Consider the following 22561-nt stretch of genomic DNA (forward strand, 5'->3'; position numbering starts at 1 on the left):
TTAAAAGTTACTATTTTTACAAAACTATTGAAGGAGGGATTTTGATGGTAAATTATTCCTTAGAACATAAGAATCTATACATAGAATTTATGTGCTCAGAACTAGACCACCATGTAGCCAATGAAATAAGGGAAGAAATAGATAACTTATTAAGTGTAAATCAAGTTAGAAATGTTGTATTTAATTTTGAAAATATTAATTTTATGGATTCTTCAGGTATAGGTGTCATCATAGGTAGATATAAAAAGATTTCTAATGAAGGGGGACGAGTTTCAGTAATTAATATAGGTTCACGAGTTAAGAAAATTTTTGATTTATCTGGGTTAAATAAAATTATTGGCATTTATGATACGTATGAAGAAGCTCTAAGTTCTTTGTAGGGAGGAGTATGTGATGAATAATATTATGGAAGTTAAATTTTCGGCAATATCTGAAAATGAAAGTTTAGCAAGAGTTATAGTAGCATCCTTTGCAGCTAAATTAGACCCAACAGTAGATGAATTAGTGGATATAAAAACTGCTGTCTCTGAGGCTGTTACAAATGCTATAATACATGGATATGAAGAAGATAGTTCTAAGTTTGTTTTTTTAAGATGTGAGATAGAAGGAAATATTATAAAAATTATAGTTGAAGATGAAGGGTATGGAATAGAAAATGTGGAGAAGGCAATGGAACCACTTTATACATCAAAACCAGAACTTGATAGATCAGGAATGGGATTCACAGTAATGAAAAGCTTTATGGACGATGTAGAGGTAAGTTCTGTAAAAGATAATGGTACTAGAATTGAAATGACTAAAAAAATAAATGTGCCTAAATAAAGTCCAAAAGTGAGGTTTTATTATGGAAGTAACTGTTGCCAGAGAAGAAAAAAAACCTCTTCTTAGTCATGAGGAGACTCTAGAACTTATTGACAAAGTTCAAAATGGAGATGAAGAGGCAAAAGAAATATTAATATCAAGCAATTTAGGTCTAGTTAGGAGCGTTGTATCTAGATTTTTAAATATAGGATATGATAGAGAGGATTTATTTCAGTTAGGTTCTATAGGCTTAATAAAATCAATATATAAATTTGACCCAAAATTTAATGTAAAATTCTCTACTTATGCGGTACCTATGATTTTAGGTGAAATAAAGAGGTACTTAAGAGATGATGGTATGATAAAAGTATCAAGGTCATTAAAGCAAATAGCTATAAAGGCTAAGATGGAAAGTGAATCATTGACCAAAAAGTTAGGTAGAGAACCGAGTATAGAAGAATTGTCTAAAGCAATTGATGTAGAAAAAGAAGATTTAGTAATGGCTATGGAAGCTAATTTCAACGTTGAATATTTGCAAGGTGTTATTCATGAAGAGGAAGGTTCTCCAATATGTCTTATTGATAAAATAAGCATGAAAGGAGAAAGTGAGGAAGAAAAAGTAGTAGATAACATACTGTTAAAAGACATACTTGGAAAACTAGATAAGAGAGAACGTCAAATAATAGTTCTCAGATATTTTGAAGATATGACTCAAAGTGAAATAGGAGAAATGCTCAATATATCACAGGTTCAAGTGTCTAGGATAGAGAAAAAGGTGTTGTCTAAATTAAAAGAATATATATCATGAGAATATTTATGATATATAAAACCATAAAATATAATAAGAATATTACTAAAATAAACTGTAATAGATTGTTATATTAAACTTTTAAACTATTATTAAAAGTTTCTAAATTACAATAAAAAATATTAAAAAATAAGGTGTCTTTATGAAAGAAAATAAATTATTTTCTTTATTAGGCATCTTTTTTATTTTTTGATGAAACTTTAAGCTGTCAAAATAAATAATAGGTTTATTTTTTTAAAATTAACAAATAATACTTTAGAGAGGTGTTTAGTATGGATAAAAATTATAAAAAATATGTAGACCAAATAAGCCCAAAACCTACATATTTAAAAAACTATACGCTTGCATTTATTGTAGGTGGAATTATTTGTATGATAGGGCAAGCAATAAATGATTTATACATGAAAGTTGGAGGTCTTGATAAATTAGGTGCTAGTTCTGCAACATCAATAACACTAATATTTATAGGGGCATTTTTAACTGGGTTAGGAGTTTATGACCTAATAGGAAAAAGAGCTGGAGCTGGTTCTATAATTCCAATAACAGGTTTTGCAAACTCAATAGTATCTCCAGCAATGGAATATAAAAGAGAAGGTTATGTATTAGGTGTAGGTGCAAACTTATTTAAAATTGCAGGGCCAGTTCTAGTTTATGGGATAGGTTCTTCTATTTTATGTGGGATTATTTATTATATCTTTAAGATGTTTTAGATGGTTTTTATTTAATTTAAACTCTATTAATTGCAAAATAGCTATGAAAGTTGAAAATTAACTATGAAGCTTGTTAGTTAGAAAATAGTTATGAAGATTTCAATTGATATTAAAAAATTAAATATTAAAATGCAAAATTAAAAAGGTGTGAAAATATGAAAAATAAAAGAATTGGAAAAAGAACAGTAAAATTAGAAAATAAACCAACAATAATATCAACTGGAACTATAGTAGGCTCTAAAGAAGGTGAAGGACCGCTAAAGGACTATTTTGATATGATTATGACTGATGATTTATATGGTGAAAAAACTTGGGAATTAGCTGAAAGTAAGATGGTAGAGACTGCATCTCAGAAAGCTATACAAAAGGCAGGGAAAAAACTAACAGATGTAAATTATATGTTAGGTGGAGATTTAATAAATCAAATAGTCCCAGCATCATTCGCAGCAAGGGAATTAGCAATTCCATTTCTAGGTATATACGGAGCTTGTTCTACAATGGCAGAAGGTCTTTGCATAGGTTCTATGCTTATAGATGGTGGTTTTGCAGATTTAGTACTATCAGGTACATCAAGTCATTATTGTACAGCAGAAAGACAGTTTAGATTTCCTCTAGAACTTGGAAATCAAAAGCCAATGACAGCTCAATGGACAGTTACAGGAGCAGGAAGTGTATTATTAGCTCCTAATGGAGATGGTCCTAAGGTAAAATACGTTACAGTTGGTAAAGTAATAGATGAAGGTATTGATGATGGTAATAATATGGGACCAGCTATGGCTCCAGCAGCAATAGATACAATATATTCTTATTTTGAAGATACTAATGATGACCCAAATAGCTTTGATATAATTGCAACTGGGGATTTAGGTACTCTTGGAAAACAGATAACAGAAGACTTTTTGAAAGAAAAAGGTGTAGATATATCAAAATGTTACACTGACTGTGGTATAGAAATGTTTAATCTTAAAGAACAAGATGTCCATTGTGGTGGAAGTGGATGTGGATGTTCAGCTACAGTATTTGCAGGGTATATATATGAAAAGTTGAGAAAAAAAGAATTTAATAAAGTAATGCTTGTATCAACAGGAGCATTACTATCACCAACAAGTACACTACAAAAGCAGACAATACCATGTGTTGCACATGCAGTAGTAATAGTAAATGAGTAGGAAGTGATATATATGTTAATGGACTATGTAAGAGTATTTATTGTAGGTGGAATTATATGTTTAATAGCCCAAGTAATGATGGATTATTTTAAAATGCAAACTCCATATGTTATGGTAACATATGTAACAACTGGTGTAGTTTTAACTTTTCTAGGTCTTTACGAACCATTAGTTAAGTTTGCAGCAGCAGGTGCAACAGTTCCTATAATAGGATTTGGATATTCACTTGCTACAGGGGTAATAAAATCAATTCAAAGTGATGGTTTTTTAGGTATCTTTTTAGGTGGTACAACTGCTACAGCTGGTGGAATAGCAGCTGCTATATTCTTTGGATATCTTATGTCAGTAGTATTTACACCAAAAGCGAAACCATAAATATTACTTAAGAGAATAATAAATTTTAAAATAATAACTTTTTATAAAATAGGCAGATATCTTTTAGATTCTGTCTATTTTTTATATAAAGAAGCGTTTACATAATTGAAGTTGACAATTATTTACAACATAGTGTAGTATTATATTATCAAAATAAAATGAAGTGAAGTAGGGGATAAAGATGGTAACTATTAAAGATATTGCAAGGAATCTAGGTATCAGTTATTCAACCGTTTCTAGGTGCTTAAATAATAATCCTAATGTATCTGAAAAGACAAAAAAGAAGGTAGTAGAAGAGGCTAATAGACTAGGGTTCCATTTTAATGTAAATGCAAGAAATCTGGCCAAAAAAGAAACAGGCAGAATCGGGGTAATCTTTTCAAATAATTTTAATCACCAAGATACTAGAAAGTTTTTTAGTGATATAATGGACAGTTCTATAAATTCTATTGAGACTAATAAATACGATTTTATAATACAACCTAATAATAATATTAGTGGTGACAGTAATGTATATAAAATGGTAAATGGACAAATGGTAGATGGATTAGTAATTGTGTCTCAATCAATAAAAAAAGAAGAGTATGAATTTTTAAAAGATAATAATTTTCCACATGTATTTATATATTTTAAACCATCTTTTGTAGGAGAAGTAGACAATTTCTTTTGGGATGATAATGTGTATGGTGGTTATATAGCTACTAAGCATTTAATTGACCATGGTCATAAAGATATAATAACAGTAACTTCAGATGATAAGAGCTCAAAAATGCATGAAGATAGAACCAAGGGATATTTGAATGCTATGGAAGAGGCAAATTTAAAGACTGAGGTTATTGAATCTAAAATGGATTTTGAGTCTCAAGTTGAGTTGTTAGAAAAACATATTGATAAAATAAAAAAAGCATCAGCCATATTTGTACAGCAAGATGTACCAGCAATTTCTATAATACAAGAATTAAAAACTACTTATGGTATAAATGTACCAGAAGATATTTCTATAATAGGATATAATAATATTGAATTAATATCATATTTTAGGTCTCATTTATCAACGATAGATGACCCAAGAGAGCAAGTTATAAAAAATGGAGTAGACAGTTTAGTAAATATAATAAATAAAAAGGGAACAGAACATATTCCAAGAAAACTATATCCAAGGTTAATAATACGAAATAGTGTTAAAAGAATAAAGTAGTAAGTTTTTAAGTATAATAAATGTATTAGAAGCATTATACTTTGTATAAATTAATCTAAAAAATAATATGAATTGAGATTAAGAGGAGTAAGTGTATATAAGTACATTGTACTCCTTTATTTATTTAGGTAATTTTTATAAAATCAGTAAATAATTTTGTCAGCTTAGGTAATAATTTACTATCTATATAATGTAATCTAATAAATTATTTGTGTTTTATATCATGAATTTGTAATGTCTTATTTTGATTCATAACTAAAAGTATATAAAAATGATGAATAATATATATTATACATTATCAATGATAGGTTATATAATAAAATCACTAACAATTATATTATAAGAAAATTATAAAAATTACAAGGAGGTATAGAAATGAAAGAAAAAGCAGGGATTAGAAATGCCATAATAGCAGCCTTTATAATCACAATATTGGCGGAATTAATCGGTCCTATTTCATTTAAAGTTATGGGCATTAATATAACTTTACTTAGTATATTATGGGCTATATTTATAGGAATGGCTGTTTCACCTCATTTATTAGGACGAGTTATACCAGCTCTAAAAAAGTTTATAGGGGATAATGAAATAAATGTATCTCCATATTTGCTATCTTTAACACTATATCCATTAGGAATAATGTTTGGAATCAATGCAGGTCCTAAAGTTGGTATATTACTTCAAGCAGGGCCAGCACTTTTATTACAAGAATTTGGTCATATGGGTACAATGTTGATTGCATTACCTGTTGGAGTTGCATTAGGTCTTGGAAGAAGTGCATTAGGAGGTACTTTTTCATTATGTCGTGACACAGCACTAGGAATTATTGGAGATAAGTATGGGTTAAATTCACCAGAAGGTATAGGCACATTAGGAACTTACATAAGTGGTAGTATATTTGGAACATTATTATTCTCATTTTTAGCACCAGTAGGAGTGCTTTTAGGATTTCATCCATATGCTTTAGCAATGGCATCAGGAATGGGTAGTGGTTCAATGATGGGAGCTGCAACAGCATCATTAATGAATACGGTTCCACAGATGTCGGAACAGATTTTAGCATATTCAGCAACTAGTGGTTTGATTACAGCTGTTACTGGAATATACATAGAGTTATTTTTATCTTTGCCAGTGGCCAATTATTATTATAGTAAAGTAGCTCCAATTATTGAAAGATTTAGAGGAAGAAAAACAAAAACAAGTAATGACTTATAAAGGAGGGTGTCTATATGGAAAAAACTTTTAAGACTATTATGGAACAGATAAAAATAGTACTGTTTATATATATTATTATTTGCTTTGGGCAAATGATAGCACTTAAGACTCAGGCTAAGGATTTATTAATAGGAAGTATATTTGGTTTCTTGTTAGTTATAGTTGCTATTATAATCAAGAATTTTGTTAAAAGACCTAATTTGCCAGGTTTTGCATGGGCTACATTAGTTGCATTCGTTTTATCACTTCCAATATCACCAGTGGGGGATATTATAGCAACTAATGTGGGAAAAATCAATTTTATGTCTACAGTGACACCATTGTTAGCTTTTGCAGGAATTTCTGTAGGTAACCAATTGGATATATTAAAGACTTTGAGCTGGAAGTTAGTGGTTATATCATTTATAGTTATGACATCTACTTACTTTGGTTCTGCTTTTATATCTCAAACAGTTTTAAGATTAAATGGAATGCTTTAAGGAGGTAGGTAAATATGAATGAATTAAAAGTAAAAATCAAAGAGGAAATAAAGGTATTATCTGAAGAAAAAAAGACATCATTTGAAAATGTATCTGATTACTTATTTGCAAATCCAGAATTGGCATTTGAAGAATATAAGTCACAAAAAGCATTGTGTGATTTGTTAGAAAAAAATGGATTTAATGTAACTAAAGGTGTAGGAGGATTGGAGACATCTTTTGAGGCTATTTATTCAAATGGGGCTGGAAAAACAGTAGCTTTTTTAGCTGAATATGATGCCCTTCCAGGGATGGGACATGCATGTGGACATAATATTATAGGAACAAGCTCTGTTGGTGCTGGTATCATATTAAAAGAAATAATGGAAAAACATAATATAGAAGGAACTGTAAAAGTTTTTGGAACACCTGCAGAGGAAAGAGTAGGTGGAAAAATAACTATGATTAAAGAGGGAGTATTTAAAGATGTAGATGCTGCATTAATTTTACATCCAAGTGATGCTTCAATGCCTGATGATATATCATTTGCTCAGGTTAACTTAAAATTTGATTTTAGTGGTAAGGCATCACATGCAGCTGCCTATCCTTGGGAAGGAAAAAGTGCCTTAAGTGGGGTAATAGCATTGTTTAACAGTGTAAATAGTATGAGATTGCATCTTAAAGATTATGCAAGAGTACATGGAATTATAACTGATGGAGGTAGCATACATAATATAATTCCTGAAAAATCTACAGCAATATTTAATGTGAGAGCTTTAAGTATAGAATACTTAAATGAGATTTGTGATATGCTTAAAAACTGTGCTAAAGGAGCTTCAATTTCTACTGGAACTAGCGTAGAAATAGTTCAATTAGATGAAGTATACAAAGAAATTAAAAATGATTCAGAATTAGTGAATATAGTTAGAAGTAATTTTGAAGTGTTAGGTGAGGACTATATTGAAAGAGATTTAAGTCAAGGTATTGGGTCAACTGATACTGGAAATCTAACTCATGAAATACCTGCAATACAAGCATATATTAAATTAAAAGAAGACACTGCAACTCATACTGATGAATTTGCTGTTGCAGCTGGTGGTAAAGAAGGTAAAATAGCACTTATGAAAGCAATTAAGGTGCTAGCAATGTGTGGAGTAGATGTTTTATATAGTAAATAATATATAAGAAAGGAAATTAGATTAGACATGATATTAAAACAAGTAATAGAGGTTTATGACATTTTAGATAAAGCAAATGCTAATGGAGAAGAAGTAAAGTCTTATTTACAAAGTTATGGTGAAGTAGATGTAACAGTCAAGGAATTATCTTCAAGTAAAGGTTCAACTGATTTAGTCAAACTTACAATACCTGGTAAGAATGGAAAGCTAAATGGTGGAGATGCTCCTACTCTTGGAATTTTAGGTAGATTAGGAGGTATTGGAGCAAGACCAGAAGTAACAGGTTTTGTATCGGATGGTGATGGAGCATTAGTAGCAATTGCAGTTGCAGCAAGACTGTTGGATATGCAACGAAAAGGAGATATATTAGATGGTGATATTGTAATCTCAACTCATATTTGTCCAGATGCACCAACTAGAGAGCATTATCCTACACCTTTTATGGATTCACCAATAGATATGATGACTATGAATGAAAATGAAGTTGATAATAGTTGTGATGCAATACTTTCAATAGATACTACCAAAGGTAATAGAGTAATCAACAATAGAGGATTTGCAATATCACCAACTGTTAAGGAAGGTTACATATTAAAAACTAGTGATAATCTTTTGGATATTATGCAGACTGTTACTGGAAAGGCTCCATTTGTATTCCCTTTATCAATTCAAGATATAACACCATATGGAAATAATCTATATCACTTAAATAGTATTTTACAGCCAGCAGTTGCTATAGATGCACCAGTAGTAGGAGTAGCTATTACTACAGAGATGCCTGTTGCTGGATGTGCCACAGGTGCAACTAATTTTGCTGATTTAGATTCAGCAGGTAGATTTGCAATTGAAGTGGCTAAGTTATTTGGTAGAAATAAGTGTGAGTTTTATGATAAAGAAGAATGGGAAATGCTTATTGAAAGATATGGTAAATTAAATAGATTTCAGACATTTGGTATACAGTAATTAAAATAATATTGGGTTTATATAATTTGTGATATAACTGTCTGAAATATCTAAACAACTAGGAATAAATAATATGATGTAATTATAGAAAAAGAGTGTCTCATAGATAATTTAAAAAATCATCTATGAGACACTCTTTATATTTATATTTTGATTTTTGTTAGCTTAAGTTGCAGGAGTGCCACCACCATCAGGAGTAGTAGTAGAGCCACCACCATCGCTGTTTCCACCATTATCAGGAGGAGTAGTAGAGCCACCACCATTATTGTTTCCACCATTATCAGGAGGAGTGGAGCCACCACCATTGTTGTTTCCACCATTATCAGGAGGAGTAGTAGAGCCACCACCATTATTGTTTCCACCATTATTAGGAGGAGTAGAGCCACCACCATTATCACCTGAATTGTTGTTATTGTTGTCATTTTCATCTTGTTGATTATTATCTGGTTTCTTTGTATCTTCAGAGGATGGTTGAGAACTTACTCTAGTAGGAGCAGTCCCTTCAATAAATGCTGCTTTAGAGCCAGAAGATTGCTTCCCTCCATCATCTAAATTAATTTTTGTGAAATACACGTTTTTAGGAACTTCAAATTCAGTTACTGTTAAGTTAGCATGTATTTTTGTCATAACTTTTTCCCATAGTTTTGCAGTACTAGTACTTCCATGTGGAACTTCTCTACGCTTTATGGTATTGCCAGAATCATCTTTTCTACCAGCATCATCTCCAATATAAGTTGCTCCAACATAATAAGGTGTGTAACCAACAAACCAAGCATCATATGCACTATTTGTAGTACCTGTTTTACCTGCAACAGGCATTCCATTTGAAAGTGATGCTATGCTACCAGTACCTTCAGTAATTACACTTTCCAACATATCTGTAACAACATAAGCTACTTCAGGTTCTACAACTTTATGTTCCTCAGGAGCGTTTTTAACTAATAATTGACCATCAAAAGTAGTTATAGTAGTGAAAATTGATGGTTCTATATAAACTCCTTGATTTGCCAATGTACCATAAGCAGCAGCCATTTGAAGCGGAGTAATACCATTTGCCATACCACCTAGTGTTAATGATGGGAATTGTCTATCAGTTGCTCCTGACTGACTATTTTTTACAGTCGTTATACCAAAGTTCTTTAAGTAGTCCATCATTATATCTATACATTCATCATAAGAATCTCCAAGCATCTCAGCAGTTTTGACAGCTATTGTATTTGAAGATTTAGCAAGTGCTCTACGTAAACTCATAGAACCATGCCCAGCAGTAGTAGTTCTTGGATTCCACTTAGTATTCTCTTCAAACTTATATCCTCCTCTGGTATCACTTAGAGAAGTTGCTTGTGTAAGTTTTAAAGTATCAATAGCTGGTGTATAAATTGCTAGAGGTTTTATAGCAGAACCAGGCTGATGAGGGTTAGTAGCACGGTTTAAAGTTTTTCTACCACTTATATTTCTTCCTCCAGCTAGTGCCCTTATTTCACCATTTTTATAATCTAAGATTACCATTGCAGATTGCGGTTGACTAACTCCATCAGGACCAACCATATGTCCTGGGAAATTGCTATTTCTATCATATTCTTCTTCTAAAGCATCCTGCATTTTAGGGTCTATAGTTGTATTTACAATTAGACCTCCATTGTAGAATAAGTTTTGTGCTTCATCATTTGTATGTCCTTGTTCCATTAAAGCATTTATAACTTCACTTTCAATAAGGTCTTCTACAGATGAAGAAACTTTGTCTGATGATTTAGGTAATTTTATTTCTATTTTAGCTTTGATTGCTTCGTCATATTCGTTTTGCTTAATATATCCTAATTCTAACATTTTCTTTAGAACAACTTCTTGTCTTTTTTTAGCTTCTGGGTTGCTTACAGCTTTTCTGACAACTAATGTACCTGCCTTTAATTGTCTATAAGTATCATTAGATATAAGTTCCCAAGATTTTATTTTTTCAATCATATCAAAGTCTACCTTTGTAGGGTCATCTAAATCATCATCAGTTGTGTTAACAAAAAATAATAACTTATTTTCTAAATCGCCTTTAGTTTCGCTTCCATCTAATTTAGAAGTTTTATAGGCTGAAAACTTTGATGGATTTTTAGTTGAACCAGCAAGAAGTGCTGACTCAGCTATAGTAAGGTCAGCGGCAGACTTATCAAAATAACCACGTGCACCAGCCTCAGCACCTGCTAGACCTCTACCAACGAAAAAGTTATTTAAATAAGTTTCTAGTATTTTATCTTTACTTACTGTTTTACTCATCTCATATGCATAGTAAATATCCTTTATTTTACGAGGCAGAGTCTGTTGTTCAGTTGTTAACAACATTTTGGATACCTGCATAGGAATAGTACTACCACCTTGTTTAGTACCTGTAAGGGTTTTTAATACTGACCTAAATAAACCTTTAATGTCGACACCCTTATGTTCATAAAAACGTTCATCTTCTATTGCAATTACAGCATGTTGAAGATGTGTTGAAATCTTATCTAATGGAACAGGTGTCTTTTTATTTACACTTGGAGCTGTAGATAATGTTTTTCCATTAGCGTATTTAATTGTAGTTGTTTGGTTTGTTTGCTTATCCAAGACAGCTTCTGTAACTGGAGTAACATCTCTTAGTGATGCAAATACTAAACCAGCAGTACCAGCAGTACCAACAACTAGTAAAACTAAAAATACTATCCCAAATACTCTTAGTTTTCTAAATTTATCGCTTTTTTTAGATTTTTTCTTGTTTTTTGTTGAACGAGTTTTGTTAGATGAACCTCTATTAATTGGTTTGTTTGTATTACTAGAGGAACTAACTTTTTTTCTTCTAATTTTATTTCCATTTTTATCATTATCGTTATTCATAAGATTTTAACCTCCTTACTTAATGCAATATTATAACACAAATAGGAGTAATTTTGTAATTAATAGAAAAAATGAATTTGCTATAATATTCTGTACATTGTAAATATGTATAAACATAATGTATTAAAAAGTCCATATTTTTATTTTATTTATTTTTGACAAATATTATAAAAATTATGCTAAAGCTACATATAAATAAATAGGAGGGGATAATTTTGAATAGAATAGTAGATAGAAAAAAGAAAACTGAATTTAGAAAAATTGTAGCTATTTTTTTGTTAATTCTTTTCTTGTCTGTATTTATAGGCAGTTTTATATATATAGATAAAACTTTAAGACCAACAATAACAGTATTGGCAGAAACTAAAGCTCTTGAATTAGCAAATAGGTCAATAAATAAAGCTGTTGCTGAAATGGTAGAAGGAAAAATAAACTATGAAGATTTAATGGATATACAGCTTGATAATAATGGCAAAATAACAATGATACAAGCAAATACTATAATGATGAATGAGATTGCCTCTGCAATAGCTTTAGAAATACAAGATGAATTAAAAAAAGCTAAGACAGCTAGTTCTTACATACCTATAGGAACAGCATTAGGAAGTCCTATATTAGCCAAATACGGTCCTAGACTTGAAGTTTCTATTGAACCTATAGGAACAGTATCAGTAAACTTTAAAACGGAATTTGAGTCGTCTGGTATAAATCAAACAAGACACAGAATATATCTAGAAGCTCAAACGCAAGTTAAAGTAGTAATACCACTTATAACTTCAACAAAACAAATTAAAGCACAGATACCTATTTGTGAGACTATAATAGTAGGAGATGTTCCAGAAAGTTATGTAAATATACCAGAAAAAAATCTAGGAAATGTTTTACCTAACACTGGAAAAAATGCTAATAAGTAATATAAAGTTATATATTTTTAAATAAATTTGAAAAAGTAGTTTATAAATAAAAATTTTGTAAATAATATTAATATAATTTCAATAAAAATTATATTTTATACTATGTAAAATATCTAATATATTTGGTCTCTTAAGGTAAGTAGAGATACCTTTAGACCAAATATATTATTAATTATCTGTTTAATATTTAAATTATTGTTTATTTGTATTATTTAAAACTATATTATTTACAACATCCATTTAATAAATACAGCATAGCCTACAGCTGGGTCATTTTCGATAGCATGAGATACTGCTCCAATTATTTTATCATTCTGAACTATTGGAGTACCACTCATACCTTGTACAATACCACCAGTTTGAGCTAAAAGTTTTTTATCTGTAATTTTAATTTTAAAACTTTTGCTTTCTGGATGTTTTTGATTTTCTATATCTATAATTTCAATATTATATTTTTTACATTCATTACAATTATCTTGTAGAATTATTTGAGCCTTTCCTAATTTAACTTCATCTAAAGAAGCTACTTTATATTTTTTTAAATTAGAAATATCAAAGTTGTTAATTTGACCTCTTATTCCAAAATCAGTATTGTCTGTAAAACTACCAATAATATTTTCTCTTTTTGCATTTATACATCCAACACTACCTTTATAAGATTTTTCTATATTAAGATGTTTAGTTGTAGAAATTGAACCTGATTTAATAGGTATCTTTCTAGCATTACCAACACTTATTGGGTGACCTACAGCACCAAACTCTGATGTTTCTGGATTAATATATGTTAAAGTAGCAAATCCAGAAAGTAAGTTATTAAAACTAATTTTTTCTAATATGTGTTTAGTAGTTTTCATTGTTATCAGTTGACCACCTCTATTTAATAAAATAGATACTGGTTTTTCTTCTGGTAAAGCATTTAATGTGTTTGCAAAGTCGCTATATCCATCAACTTCAGCATTATTTATCTTTACTATTGCATCACCTAACCTAAGTGGAGATGCTTCTCCAGGATTTCTAACAATGATGTTTTTTAGTTCTGCGTCGATTTGAAGTACGTTTCCAATTGGTATTAAATATTCAGGTTCACTTTTTTGTAAATTTTGTGCATAAATTAAATTATTTGAGAAAAAATATAATAAAAATAAAAAAGTTAAAACAATTGTAAATTTAGACTTAGCTAAGTTGGTTCTTTTATTTAAAGCTTTATCTTTAAAATAAAAATTTTTAAATTGCATAAAACACCTCTTTCTTATTAAATTATTTTAATAATAGAATTGAAGTTTTCTCGCTGCTTCTGTATTATGTTGTGCAAGAATTAGTTTTTGATGCTTGGAAAACTGACGCAATAACTCCTTAGTTTTCATAAAAATAAATAAAATAAAGAGCGTATATGATAAAATAGATACATATTCATATAAGTTAAAATAAATAATAACTGTATATCATTAGAAAGGAGCAAAACATGAAAAAATATAGATTGTTAGTTACTTGTATAATTGCCATGGGAATTATAATTATAGGAACATCAAATCCTGTTAGCAATTTTTACAAGACTACAAATTTGATTAGTTCAGGAAACACTACAAATGAAAAAGCAGATAAAGATAAAAACTCAAATAAAAATACAAAAGATAAAGATGAAGATAAATCAAATTCAAAAAGCAATAAAGAAAAGTCATCAGAAAATAAATCATCAGATAATAAAAACGAAACTCAAAAAAATAAAAAGTTTTTAATTTGTATAGACCCAGGACATCAAGGAAAAGGAGATAGCAATCTAGAACCAGTAGCTCCAGGTTCTTCCTCTCAAAAAGCGAGAGTATCTTCAGGAACAGAGGGTATTGCCACAAAAAAACCAGAATATGTTTTAAATTTAGAAGCATCTCTTGTTTTAAAACATATATTAGAATCTAAAGGTTATAATGTAATAATGACTAGAGAGACTCATGATATAAATATAAGTAATTCAGAAAGAGCGATACTTGCTAATGATAAAAATGCAGATATGGTTGTAAGAATACATGCAGATAGTTTAAATAATTCTTCAAAGACTGGTGCATCCATATTAATTCCTGAAAAGGATGGAAAATATACAGCTCCTATATATGAAGATAGTAATAAATGTGCTGAATTTATTAAACAGAATATGGAACAAGCTGGAATACAAATTAATGGAATCGTTCAAAGAGGCGATTTGACTGGATTTAACTGGTCAAAAGTACCAGCTGTGTTAGTAGAAATGGGATTTATGAGTAACTACAATGAAGACCAAATGATGTCAAATCCAGAGTATCAAAGAAAAATGATGCAATGTGTAGCAGATGGATTAGATGAGTATTTTAAATAAAGTATAAATAGAGAAAAAGTTGGGATGGTATTATGTTCCTGATTTTTATCTCTATTTTTTATTTATTAAAAGCCTCTAAAAAGTCTTATAGGTCTTTGTAGGTATCTCGCAAAGTGAAGTACATACATTATAGTATTGATGAAAATAGCTAATATTATTTTGCGTTGCTGTTTGTATCTTTTCTGTGAATCCCATTGACAAGTATAAAGCTAATAGATATACTAATAATAGTGACCACATGGTCACTATTATTCAACAAATAAAATGACCGAGTGGTCACTATGCGAGGAGAACAGGTTATGCCTACAAAATTATTTTTTGAGCTTAATGAAGATAAACAAATGAAAATCATTAATGTGGTAACATCTGAATTTGCAACATATGGTTACACAAATAGTTCCACGAATAGAATGGTTAAAAACTCTGGCATCAGTAAAGGTAGTCTTTTTAAATATTTTTCTAATAAAGAAGAATTGTATTTCTTCATTCTTGATATTGTTACAGCAGAACTTATTGAAAATCTAGAAAAAATGACATCTAGCCTTCCACCTGAGTTATTTCAAAGAGTAATCGAGTATTCCATTTTAGAATTTACTTGGTATATTCATAATCTCGAAAAAGCAAAATTGGTAATAGGAGCTTTCAAAAAAAATGATACTGTGATTTATCGAAAGACTATGGAACGATATAAAATCAAAGAGATAAATGTGTATTACAAGCTACTTAAAGATATTGATTTGAGTAATCTACGTTGGGATAAGCAGAAAACAATCAATCTTTTAAAGTGGTTTCTAAAAGGTTTTAATGAAGAATTTTTAGGAAGTGTTGAAATTGATAATTATTCATTTGAACATATACAAAATGAGTATATAAAGAGACTAACAGATTACATGGAAATATTAAAAATTGGGCTTTTGAGATAAAAGGAGGAGGCAGCTATGTTTTGGAGAGCAAAAGAAGGAAGTGTCAGTATTGATGATACAGATATGGACTATATCTCTTTTGGAAATGGAAGTGACATTTTAATCATGCTTCCCGGTCTAGGAGACGGATTAAAGACAGTTAAGAGAATGGCTATAACTATGGCTATAACATACAGGATGTATGCAAAAGACTACAAAGTATATGTTTTCAGCAGGAAAAATCATTTGAAAGAGGGCTACTCTACAAGAGATATGGCTAAAGACCAAGCTAAAGCTATGAAAATACTTGGTATATCTAAGGCTAAAGTTTTAGGAATTTCTCAAGGTGGAATGATAGCACAATATCTTGCGATTGATTACCCTGATTTAGTTGAGAAACTTGTATTGGCTGTTACATTATCGAAGCAGAATGAAAATATTCAAGAAGTGGTTGAAAATTGGATTAAGTTAGCAGAGCAAGAAAATTACAAAGGTCTAATGATTGATATAGCAGAAAAATCCTATTCAGAGAACTACTTAAGAAAATATCGTTTACTTTACCATCTACTTGGGAGAATAGGTAAGCCTAAAGATTTTAGCCGATTTCTCATACAAGCAGTTTCTTGTATTCAGCATGATGCATATGTAGAGTTGGAGAATATTATATGTCCTACTTTGGTAATTGGGGGCAATAGGGACAAAATTATTGGAGAGACATCTTTGTTTGAATTAGTTGATAAAATTAAGGACAACGAATTGTTTATATATAAAGGTCTTGGGCATGCAGCATATGAGGAAGCAAAAGATTTTAATAATAGAGTTTTAACATTTTTATCAAAATAAAAATAAAGTATTATGAAAATAGAGTTGATATGCTGTTCTGTATTTAACAATAAAGCAGGGAGAAAAAAGCGTTATCAACTATGCAAGGCAACTTTTTCAGAACTTACATCGAAAGACGAAAAGAGATGCCTCATAAATAAGTGTCTTGTTCAAAATCATGATTGACTAGAATAGATTTTTCTACTATTTTTTATTATAAATAATATAATGATAAAATTTACATTAAGTTAAATTGCTGTAAATATAACTAAAAATATTGGTAATACTTGATTTAAGTTTAAAAAGAATATATTATAGTATAGAATGTGTAAAATTTTTTTGAGAGGTGTTAAAATGCTAGTAGTAGAAAACGTAAGTCACGGATTTGGTGCAAGAACAATATTAGAAAATGTATCTTTTAGACTTAGAAAAGGTGAACATATTGCACTAGTTGGCGCTAATGGAGAAGGAAAATCGAGTTTTTTAAATATAATAACAAAAAAGCTTATGCCAGATGCTGGAAATATAAAGTGGTCTTCAAGAGCTACAGTAGGTTACTTAGACCAACATACAGTACTAAGTAAAGGTAAAAGTATAAGAGAAGTACTTAGAGAAGCTTTTAAGCATATGTTTGATTTAGAGCAAGAAATGATTGTTATGTACGACAAGATGGGAGAAGCTAATGATGATGAGATGAGTAAGCTTCTTGAAGAAACAGCTGAAATACAAACTATACTTGAAAATAGTGGTTTTTATATGATAGATGCGAAGATACAAGAGGTTGCAAATGGTCTTGGTCTTGGAGAGATTGGTCTAGATAAAGATGTAACTGACTTAAGTGGGGGACAGAGAACGAAAGTACTTCTTACTAAACTTCTACTTGAAAATCCAACTATTCTTATATTGGATGAGCCTACAAACTATTTAGATGAAGAACATATAACATGGCTTACTAGATATCTTCAAGAGTATGAAAATAGCTTTGTCCTAGTTTCTCATGATATTGAATTTATAAATAACACTTGTAACGTAATATACCATATGGAAAATGGAGAACTAAATAGATATAAAGGAAACTATGATGAGTTTGTAAGACTTAACGATATAAAGAAACGTCAAGAAGAACAAGCTTATGACAAACAAGTTGAAGAAAGAAAGAGACTAGAGGACTTTGTAGCTAGAAATAAGGCTAGAGTAGCAACTAGAGGAATGGCTAACAGTAGACAAAAGCAACTTGATAAGATGGAAATATTAGAAAGACCAAAAGAAAAGATAAAGCCTACTTTTTCTTTCAAAGAGGCTAGAGCAGCAAGTAAGATAATTTTTGAAACAGAAAGTTTAATTTTAGGATATGATGAAGCATTGACAAAGCCGCTTAATTTCCATCTAGAAAGAGGGAAGAAGATAGCTTTAAAAGGAATGAATGGTATTGGAAAATCTACTTTATTAAAGACTTTACTTGGAATAATAAAACCATTTGAAGGAAGTGTTAAGTTAGGTGACTATCTGGAAGTTGGATATTTTGAACAAGAGAGTTCAAGAGAAAATAGCAACACACCTATGGATGAAATTTGGAGTGAATTCCCAGGACTTACAAACTTTGAAGTTAGACAAGCTCTTGCAAAATGTGGACTTACAAATGAACACATAACTAGTCAAATGAGAGTGCTAAGTGGTGGAGAAGCTGCAAAGGTTAGACTTTGTAAAGTAATGCTAAAAAATATAAATTTCTTAGTACTAGATGAGCCTACAAATCACTTAGATGTTGAAGCAAAAGACGAATTGAAGAAAGCCATAAAAGAATTTAAGGGAACAGTTCTTTTGGTATGTCATGAACCAGAATTCTATTCAGACATTGTTGATGATGTATGGAATATAGAAGATTTTACAACTAAAATAGTGTAGTGATTTAATTTATTACTGGGGGGATTTCATGAAAAAGTTTCTAAATATACTTTTTTCAATATGTATAAGTGTGGTTATAATAGTAGGAGTTATCAATTTTACTGTTGCGTTTAAACAACTATATTATTTTGACATTGATTATTTAAATATATCGGATTTGTCTGGTTTGTCTAAAGATGATATAAAATTAAACTACGATTATCTGATTGATTATAATTTAAATAAGAATGTGTCTGAATTTAAGTTGCCTACATTAAAATCTTCTCCAGAAGGAAAGATACATTTTGAAGAGGTGAGAAATATATTTCAAAATATCAATAAACTAGCTAAAGTACTAATGATAGTATCTTTAGTAGGAATTATATTGAATGCAAAAAATAAAAATATAAAAATTTTAAAAACTACATCAATAACGCTTATAATTATGCCATTATTATTGGCCATTCCAGTTTTATTGAACTTTGAAAAATCATTTATTATTTTTCATAAATTATTATTTAGAAACGATTATTGGATATTTAGTCCAGATTTAGACCCAGTTATAAATATGTTGCCAGAAGAATTCTTTTTTCATGCTGGTGTGATGATTTTAATGTTGATTTTATTAGTAAGCATATTGCTTCTTATAATGTATAAGTTATGCAAATTGTCTAAAATAAAAACAAGATAGATTAAAAGTATACAATAAAAATAGCTATGTAATAATATTTAGACTAAAAGTAGTTAATAAATATTTATGCATAGCTATTTCTAATGAAAAATTATTTTTTACTAGTAATTTTAACTAAATCTTGAAATTTTCCCATAATATAATTATAATTATCTTTTTTATGAGGTAGCATGCAACTACTGCAATCCTTGATACCTTTATCTGTATACTTGAAGTTTCCGCCACAATTTTCTCCTAAAGCATACAATGGACAATAGCAAAATAAACAGTTAAATTCCTCTGGTTTATTAGTTTTATGACAAGGGAAAAATTCACAATCTTTATGATTAAAAAACTTATAATTTTCGCCCATATTTTCCTCCTAAATTAAATAAAATTTAAATCTTTTATAACTATATAAGATTTTGGTGATAATATAATTATACTAAATATTTTTATTAATAGTTGATAATATAGTACTATTAATCATAGTATTAATGGTATAATTAGTCAACAGAAAAATAATGTAAATGTATTTTGTAATTAGAATATGTTTTATAACAAAAAATGAGGTGATTAAGTGAAAGAAATTCAAGAAAGAGCACTTCTTGTAGGTCTGAATTTGACAACAATAGTGAAAAAAAGTGATGATATAGACACTAGTGAATCCATGGAAGAATTAAAAGAATTAACAAAAGCTGCTGGTGCAGAGGTTGTGGGTAGCTTAATTCAAAATAAGCACTCCATAGATGCAGCTTATTATATAGGAAAAGGTAAGGTGGAAGAAATAAGAGCGTATAGTGACTCATTGGATGCTACTTTAGTAATTTTCAATGACGAATTATCTGGTGCTCAAATCAGAAATATAGAAAATGTTGTTGGAAGAAAAGTAATAGATAGAACGACTTTGATTCTAGATATATTTGCTCAAAGGGCACTTAGTAAAGAAGGAAAATTGCAGGTTGAATTAGCACAATTAAAATATAGATTACCACGACTTTATGGAATGGGTGGTGAGATGAGTAGAACAGGTGCAGGAATTGGAACTAGAGGTCCTGGAGAACAAAAACTAGAAATAGATAAAAGACATATACTTAATAAAGCAGCAGACATAAGACGTGAACTTAGAGAAGTAAAAAAGAATAGAGAGACACAGAGAGTTAAGCGTTTAAAATCAAATATACCGATTGTAGCACTTGTTGGGTATACAAATGCAGGAAAATCTACCCTACTAAACGAATTAATAAAGACACACAAGGATTATGAACAAGAAAAAGAAGTTTTTGTAAAAGATATGCTTTTTGCAACTCTAGATGTAACTTTAAGAAAGGCACTTTTGCCAAATAAAAAAGAATTTTTAGTAGTAGATACTGTTGGATTTGTAAGCAAACTTCCCCATGATTTAGTAGAGGCATTTAAAGCAACATTGGAAGAAGTACAATATGCAGATTTAATTTTGCATGTAATTGATGCAACAAATACTAGTTATGAATTGCAAAAAAGTACAACTGAAGGTGTATTAAAAGAACTTGGTGTAAATGATAAAAAACATATACTTGTATATAATAAGGTCGATAAGCTAGAATTGGATATATATCCTAAAAGTCAAGAAGATATTGTGTATATTTCTGCTAAACAAGGCATAAATATGGATAAGCTATTAAATATGATAGAAAGTGCTTTAATGGAAAATACCTATTCGGTAAGCTTGATGTTACCTTATGAGAGAGGTGATATATTTAGTAGAATAAAAGATAAATATAATGTGGAGAATTTTGAGTATGGGGAAAATGGTATAGCATTGGATGTAAACTTGGGTGAAGAAGATTTTAATATCTATAGAGAGTACATATTAGAAAAATAGGTTGAATATGGATATTAATTGGGAAAACATAGATAATCTCGAAGATTATTTTATAACCTATCTTCTTTATAAAGAATCTAAAACAGTATCTCAAATTAGTAAGATTAGAAATATTTCAAATACTGAGGCAAGCGAGCAACTTATACAAGCAAAATTGAAAATAAAAGAAATGCAAAAAGAGGATTTTGAGGCATCTAAGGATATTTTGGATAAATTTTTAGAATTAGATAAAATCAAGAGACTTGATTTTATGGATAGCTTAGATGACGAAAAAATGGTATACTTTAAGAGAAAGGTTTTCAAAAGAATCCTTGTGGAAAAAAATGCTGAAGATTTAATTGTTTTAATTTGGGCGACAGGTGAGCTAAAAGATGATAGATTCTTGAAATTACTTCATCAGCTCACAAACCACAGACACTCAGATATTAGAAGGATAACTTATTCAGCAATAAGAAAGATTGAATCACCAATTAGTAGAGAAGTATTACAAAAAGGTCTCTACGATAAAAATGCACAAACTAGGCAGTATTGTGCAAAAGCTCTTTCAAAATTAGGAGATGAAAACAGTTTAAAGATTTTACATCAGTTGAAAGACAAGAATAAGAATTTTGAAAAAGAGTATGTGCTTAGAGCTTATGACGAAGCCATTAAAGCATTGGAAGATGCGAAAAATTTGAAAAAGTAATTTTTTATTAAAGCAATTTGTTTACTTAATGATGTATTTCTAGAGTTTAACAAGGTAATAAATAAATTAATGGGAGGGGTTTCAAATGATAGTAAGACGTTGTGCAGGTGGAGTAGTTTTTTATGCTAATAAAGTACTTATTGTAAAAAATGATAGAGGTGAATGGACACTTCCAAAAGGTAAGATACTTGGAGGGGGACTTCCATATGAGAGTGCTGTTCAAAGAGTAAAAGTAGAAACTGGCATAGATGCTAAAATGATAGATGTAGCTGGCGATACTATGTATGAATTTTTCTCAAGAAGTAGACAACAAGAAGTTTGTAATGCAATAATGTGGTATGTTATGGAAGCTTGTAACACTGATTGTGTACTTGCTCCTGAATTCCAAGAAGGTGGATTTTATAAAGTTAAGGATGCTTTAGAAATGTTGTCACATCACAAAGAGCAAGCTTTAGTAGAAGTATCTTATAAAAAGTTTAAAGAATTAAAGAAATTAGTTTCAGAGGGCGATGATGTTCCAGCAAATTAATAGTGAATCTAGAGAATTCTGAGGAAGGGTAGCCCCTTCCTTTTTTAATTAAAAATATTTTAAACATAAATTATATAGTTTGTTTAGATTGTGATTTAGAAATCTAAATTTTTAGTGATTTATATCTAAAATTAGTAACTTATATTTGAAATAAAAATTAAAAAGTATACAATTTTATTATATAATTGTTTTATAACGGTTATTAAAGAA

General features: G+C 29.8%; 24 protein-coding genes. 21 read left to right on the plus strand and 3 right to left on the minus strand.

Annotated features, from left to right (window positions below; all coding sequences use genetic code 11):
- The first annotated feature begins 44 nt into the window (after nt 1-44).
- From spoIIAA to ACTG44_RS04470, 11 genes are all read left to right on the plus strand, one after another.
- A complete protein-coding gene (gene spoIIAA, locus ACTG44_RS04420) occupies nt 45-380 on the plus strand; it encodes an anti-sigma F factor antagonist (protein ID WP_021383577.1) in 336 nt (111 codons plus the stop codon).
- 13 nt (nt 381-393) lie between these two features.
- Nucleotides 394-822 carry an anti-sigma F factor gene (gene spoIIAB, locus ACTG44_RS04425; protein ID WP_021383646.1) on the plus strand — a complete coding sequence of 143 codons (429 nt, stop codon included), beginning with the start codon at nt 394-396 and terminating at the stop codon, nt 820-822.
- A gap of 22 nt (nt 823-844) precedes the next feature.
- Nucleotides 845-1609: an RNA polymerase sporulation sigma factor SigF gene (gene sigF, locus ACTG44_RS04430; RefSeq protein ID WP_021383657.1), complete on the plus strand. Its 765-nt coding sequence runs from the start codon at nt 845-847 to the stop codon at nt 1607-1609.
- Nucleotides 1610-1881: 272 nt separating this feature from the next.
- Nucleotides 1882-2319: a stage V sporulation protein AC gene (gene spoVAC / locus ACTG44_RS04435; protein WP_003418420.1), complete on the plus strand. Its 438-nt coding sequence runs from the start codon at nt 1882-1884 to the stop codon at nt 2317-2319.
- Between the two features lie 155 nt (nt 2320-2474).
- The gene (gene spoVAD, locus ACTG44_RS04440; protein WP_021383664.1) at nt 2475-3488 is read left to right on the plus strand and encodes a stage V sporulation protein AD; all 1014 of its coding nucleotides are present in this window, start codon (nt 2475-2477) and stop codon (nt 3486-3488) included.
- A gap of 12 nt (nt 3489-3500) precedes the next feature.
- A complete protein-coding gene (gene spoVAE, locus ACTG44_RS04445; RefSeq protein WP_021383580.1) occupies nt 3501-3863 on the plus strand; it encodes a stage V sporulation protein AE in 363 nt (120 codons plus the stop codon).
- Between the two features lie 181 nt (nt 3864-4044).
- Entirely contained in the window at nt 4045-5061 is a 1017-nt protein-coding gene (locus ACTG44_RS04450) for a LacI family DNA-binding transcriptional regulator (RefSeq protein ID WP_021383596.1), read from the plus strand.
- A gap of 375 nt (nt 5062-5436) precedes the next feature.
- On the plus strand, nt 5437-6276 hold the full coding sequence (locus ACTG44_RS04455; protein ID WP_021383560.1) for a DUF3100 domain-containing protein: 840 nt from the start codon (nt 5437-5439) through the stop codon (nt 6274-6276).
- A 14-nt stretch (nt 6277-6290) separates the two neighbouring features.
- The gene (locus ACTG44_RS04460; protein WP_021383661.1) at nt 6291-6755 is read left to right on the plus strand and encodes a putative membrane protein; all 465 of its coding nucleotides are present in this window, start codon (nt 6291-6293) and stop codon (nt 6753-6755) included.
- A gap of 14 nt (nt 6756-6769) precedes the next feature.
- A complete protein-coding gene (locus ACTG44_RS04465; RefSeq protein ID WP_479921376.1) occupies nt 6770-7912 on the plus strand; it encodes a M20 family metallopeptidase in 1143 nt (380 codons plus the stop codon).
- A gap of 27 nt (nt 7913-7939) precedes the next feature.
- Entirely contained in the window at nt 7940-8875 is a 936-nt protein-coding gene (locus ACTG44_RS04470; RefSeq protein ID WP_479918240.1) for a DUF1177 domain-containing protein, read from the plus strand.
- Nucleotides 8876-9040: 165 nt separating this feature from the next.
- On the opposite strand, the gene ACTG44_RS04475 is transcribed toward ACTG44_RS04470, so the two are convergent.
- A complete protein-coding gene (locus tag ACTG44_RS04475; RefSeq protein ID WP_479918241.1) occupies nt 9041-11734 on the minus strand; it encodes a transglycosylase domain-containing protein in 2694 nt (897 codons plus the stop codon).
- A 215-nt stretch (nt 11735-11949) separates the two neighbouring features.
- Here ACTG44_RS04475 and yunB point away from each other — a divergent pair, with 215 nt between their 5' ends.
- On the plus strand, nt 11950-12648 hold the full coding sequence (gene yunB / locus ACTG44_RS04480; RefSeq protein ID WP_021383616.1) for a sporulation protein YunB: 699 nt from the start codon (nt 11950-11952) through the stop codon (nt 12646-12648).
- A gap of 227 nt (nt 12649-12875) precedes the next feature.
- Here yunB and ACTG44_RS04485 read toward each other — a convergent pair whose 3' ends face one another.
- Entirely contained in the window at nt 12876-13883 is a 1008-nt protein-coding gene (locus tag ACTG44_RS04485; protein WP_479918242.1) for a SpoIVB peptidase S55 domain-containing protein, read from the minus strand.
- Nucleotides 13884-14110: 227 nt separating this feature from the next.
- On the opposite strand from ACTG44_RS04485, the gene ACTG44_RS04490 reads away from it, so the two are divergent.
- The 6 genes from ACTG44_RS04490 (at nt 14111) to ACTG44_RS04515 (ending at nt 19294) form a co-directional block, all read left to right on the plus strand.
- Nucleotides 14111-14995 (plus strand): N-acetylmuramoyl-L-alanine amidase, encoded by an 885-nt coding sequence (locus ACTG44_RS04490; protein ID WP_021383605.1) that lies wholly within the window; start codon nt 14111-14113, stop codon nt 14993-14995.
- 299 nt (nt 14996-15294) lie between these two features.
- A complete protein-coding gene (locus ACTG44_RS04495; RefSeq protein WP_479918243.1) occupies nt 15295-15918 on the plus strand; it encodes a TetR/AcrR family transcriptional regulator in 624 nt (207 codons plus the stop codon).
- A gap of 15 nt (nt 15919-15933) precedes the next feature.
- A complete protein-coding gene (locus ACTG44_RS04500; RefSeq protein WP_479918244.1) occupies nt 15934-16740 on the plus strand; it encodes an alpha/beta fold hydrolase in 807 nt (268 codons plus the stop codon).
- A 12-nt stretch (nt 16741-16752) separates the two neighbouring features.
- Entirely contained in the window at nt 16753-16905 is a 153-nt protein-coding gene (locus ACTG44_RS04505) for a hypothetical protein (protein WP_479921377.1), read from the plus strand.
- A 168-nt stretch (nt 16906-17073) separates the two neighbouring features.
- Nucleotides 17074-18624, plus strand: a complete 1551-nt coding sequence (locus ACTG44_RS04510; protein WP_479918245.1) for an ABC-F family ATP-binding cassette domain-containing protein — start codon at nt 17074-17076, stop codon at nt 18622-18624.
- Between the two features lie 28 nt (nt 18625-18652).
- Nucleotides 18653-19294, plus strand: coding sequence for a TIGR01906 family membrane protein (locus tag ACTG44_RS04515; protein WP_479921378.1), 642 nt, complete (start codon nt 18653-18655; stop codon nt 19292-19294).
- Between the two features lie 91 nt (nt 19295-19385).
- Here the strand turns inward: ACTG44_RS04515 and ACTG44_RS04520 are convergent, their stop codons facing one another.
- Nucleotides 19386-19646, minus strand: coding sequence for a cysteine-rich small domain-containing protein (locus ACTG44_RS04520; protein WP_003418451.1), 261 nt, complete (start codon nt 19644-19646; stop codon nt 19386-19388).
- 207 nt (nt 19647-19853) lie between these two features.
- On the opposite strand from ACTG44_RS04520, the gene hflX reads away from it, so the two are divergent.
- The 3 genes from hflX (at nt 19854) to ACTG44_RS04535 (ending at nt 22351) form a co-directional block, all read left to right on the plus strand.
- Nucleotides 19854-21137 carry a GTPase HflX gene (gene hflX / locus ACTG44_RS04525; protein WP_479921379.1) on the plus strand — a complete coding sequence of 428 codons (1284 nt, stop codon included), beginning with the start codon at nt 19854-19856 and terminating at the stop codon, nt 21135-21137.
- 7 nt (nt 21138-21144) lie between these two features.
- A complete protein-coding gene (locus ACTG44_RS04530; RefSeq protein WP_479918248.1) occupies nt 21145-21822 on the plus strand; it encodes a HEAT repeat domain-containing protein in 678 nt (225 codons plus the stop codon).
- Nucleotides 21823-21907: 85 nt separating this feature from the next.
- Nucleotides 21908-22351: an NUDIX domain-containing protein gene (locus tag ACTG44_RS04535; RefSeq protein ID WP_003437525.1), complete on the plus strand. Its 444-nt coding sequence runs from the start codon at nt 21908-21910 to the stop codon at nt 22349-22351.
- Nucleotides 22352-22561: the final 210 nt, after the last annotated feature.

The sequence above is a fragment of the Clostridioides sp. LIBA-2809 genome, assembly GCF_056688965.1.

Excerpts from the sequence above, each read along its gene's own strand:
- ACTG44_RS04485 (WP_479918242.1), bottom strand. The coding sequence starts at position 13,883 with ATGCAATTTAAAAATTTTTATTTTAAAGATAAAGCTTTAAATAAAAGA.
- ACTG44_RS04465 (WP_479921376.1), top strand. The coding sequence starts at position 6,770 with ATGAATGAATTAAAAGTAAAAATCAAAGAGGAAATAAAGGTATTATCT.
- ACTG44_RS04450 (WP_021383596.1), top strand. The coding sequence starts at position 4,045 with ATGGTAACTATTAAAGATATTGCAAGGAATCTAGGTATCAGTTATTCA.
- ACTG44_RS04505 (WP_479921377.1), top strand. The coding sequence starts at position 16,753 with ATGAAAATAGAGTTGATATGCTGTTCTGTATTTAACAATAAAGCAGGG.
- spoIIAA (WP_021383577.1), top strand. The coding sequence starts at position 45 with ATGGTAAATTATTCCTTAGAACATAAGAATCTATACATAGAATTTATG.
- ACTG44_RS04495 (WP_479918243.1), top strand. The coding sequence starts at position 15,295 with ATGCCTACAAAATTATTTTTTGAGCTTAATGAAGATAAACAAATGAAA.
- ACTG44_RS04510 (WP_479918245.1), top strand. The coding sequence starts at position 17,074 with ATGCTAGTAGTAGAAAACGTAAGTCACGGATTTGGTGCAAGAACAATA.
- ACTG44_RS04520 (WP_003418451.1), bottom strand. The coding sequence starts at position 19,646 with ATGGGCGAAAATTATAAGTTTTTTAATCATAAAGATTGTGAATTTTTC.
- ACTG44_RS04500 (WP_479918244.1), top strand. The coding sequence starts at position 15,934 with ATGTTTTGGAGAGCAAAAGAAGGAAGTGTCAGTATTGATGATACAGAT.
- ACTG44_RS04455 (WP_021383560.1), top strand. The coding sequence starts at position 5,437 with ATGAAAGAAAAAGCAGGGATTAGAAATGCCATAATAGCAGCCTTTATA.
- spoVAD (WP_021383664.1), top strand. The coding sequence starts at position 2,475 with ATGAAAAATAAAAGAATTGGAAAAAGAACAGTAAAATTAGAAAATAAA.
- ACTG44_RS04535 (WP_003437525.1), top strand. The coding sequence starts at position 21,908 with ATGATAGTAAGACGTTGTGCAGGTGGAGTAGTTTTTTATGCTAATAAA.
- ACTG44_RS04515 (WP_479921378.1), top strand. The coding sequence starts at position 18,653 with ATGAAAAAGTTTCTAAATATACTTTTTTCAATATGTATAAGTGTGGTT.
- ACTG44_RS04475 (WP_479918241.1), bottom strand. The coding sequence starts at position 11,734 with ATGAATAACGATAATGATAAAAATGGAAATAAAATTAGAAGAAAAAAA.
- spoVAC (WP_003418420.1), top strand. The coding sequence starts at position 1,882 with ATGGATAAAAATTATAAAAAATATGTAGACCAAATAAGCCCAAAACCT.
- ACTG44_RS04460 (WP_021383661.1), top strand. The coding sequence starts at position 6,291 with ATGGAAAAAACTTTTAAGACTATTATGGAACAGATAAAAATAGTACTG.
- ACTG44_RS04530 (WP_479918248.1), top strand. The coding sequence starts at position 21,145 with ATGGATATTAATTGGGAAAACATAGATAATCTCGAAGATTATTTTATA.
- spoIIAB (WP_021383646.1), top strand. The coding sequence starts at position 394 with ATGAATAATATTATGGAAGTTAAATTTTCGGCAATATCTGAAAATGAA.
- ACTG44_RS04470 (WP_479918240.1), top strand. The coding sequence starts at position 7,940 with ATGATATTAAAACAAGTAATAGAGGTTTATGACATTTTAGATAAAGCA.
- ACTG44_RS04490 (WP_021383605.1), top strand. The coding sequence starts at position 14,111 with ATGAAAAAATATAGATTGTTAGTTACTTGTATAATTGCCATGGGAATT.
- spoVAE (WP_021383580.1), top strand. The coding sequence starts at position 3,501 with ATGTTAATGGACTATGTAAGAGTATTTATTGTAGGTGGAATTATATGT.
- sigF (WP_021383657.1), top strand. The coding sequence starts at position 845 with ATGGAAGTAACTGTTGCCAGAGAAGAAAAAAAACCTCTTCTTAGTCAT.